General features: G+C 50.0%; 1 protein-coding gene. It reads right to left on the bottom strand.

Annotation, left to right across the window (positions count from 1 at the left end):
* On the bottom strand, positions 1-788 hold a 788-nt coding region (locus AC04NP_RS30540; protein ID WP_482863921.1), incomplete at both ends, for a PKD-like domain-containing protein.

Below are 788 nucleotides of genomic sequence, written 5' to 3'. Positions count from 1 at the left end.
ATTACTGATCAAAACATTACTCGTCGCACCACTACAGATCGTCGCATCACTCGCCGTCGCATCAGGAAGTGGGTCTACGGTCACTACATAATTCACCGGTGTACCACTGCAACCTCCAAAAGAAGGTGTGATTGTGTAGGTCACTGTCCCGGGTGAATTCCCCGTGTTGATGGGTATATCCGTAATTGTACCTGTACCAGAGCCTGTTACCGAGGCGCCCGAAATCGTACCAATTATGCTGGAAGTCCAGCTATAGGTTGTACCTCCGAATGATGAATGGGGTATGAAATTTAATGCTGCTCCGCTGCAGATCGTCGTGCTTAAAGATGCAGGTGTATTGGTGATATCTGGGGTCGGGTTCACAGTTACTGTCACATCAAAAGGAGTCCCTGAACAGCCATTTGCCGTGGGCGTGATACGGTAGGTAACACTCCCACTGTTGATCATATCACTGCTCGTCAAAGTCTGACCTATCAATGAGCCGCTTCCTCCGGTCGCACCGCTAACATTCGTGCTACTCTGCACAACCCAGCTAAAAGTAGTACCCGTAACACCATTCGGATTACTGATCAAAACATTACTCGTCGCACCACTACAGATCGTCGCATCACTCGCCGTCGCATCAGGAAGTGGGTCTACCATCACAACATAATCCACCGGTGTACCGGAACATCCACTTGCCGTAGGAGTGATCGTGTAAGTCACCGTACCGGGTGTATTCCCAGTGTTGATGGGTATATCCGTAATTGTACCTGTACCAGAGCCTGTTACCGAGGCGCCCGAAATCG

Source organism: Agaribacillus sp. DX54, from assembly GCF_056858335.1.
This window is presented reverse-complemented; position numbering and strand designations above follow the sequence as displayed.